General features: G+C 60.4%; 1 protein-coding gene. It reads left to right on the top strand.

Features of this window, described 5'->3' with window-relative positions; translation table 11 throughout:
- A partial coding sequence (locus AF337_RS29740; protein ID WP_152971236.1) for a GNAT family N-acetyltransferase occupies nucleotides 1-223 on the top strand: 223 nt, incomplete at its 5' end.
- Between the last annotated feature and the right edge of the window lie 90 nt (nucleotides 224-313).

The raw sequence follows: 313 nt of genomic DNA, 5'->3' as shown, positions 1-313 counted from the left end.
GGGTAAGGGCGTCGGCCGGGCTATCCTGCTTCATTTGTGCGAGGTGATGGCGGCAGAGGGGCTGGCGACTGCCAGGCTCGACACGCATGCCGGGAATGAGGGCGCGATCCGGCTCTACGAACGCTGCGGTTTCATCATCGTCTGGCGCGGCCGCGAATATTCCAAGAGCATGGGCGTGGAACTTGAAAAAGTGCATCTGGAGAAGCGGTTGGCTGACCGATAACGGGAACCAGCAAGGAGGTCTCATGGCGAACAGTGATCTTGCGCAATTGATCGAGGCAGCTGATCGCCTCGCTGCCGGCGGTTTCAGCAT

The organism is Rhizobium ecuadorense (genome assembly GCF_001187535.1).
GTDB classification, from domain to species: domain Bacteria; phylum Pseudomonadota; class Alphaproteobacteria; order Rhizobiales; family Rhizobiaceae; genus Rhizobium; species Rhizobium ecuadorense.
This window is presented reverse-complemented; position numbering and strand designations above follow the sequence as displayed.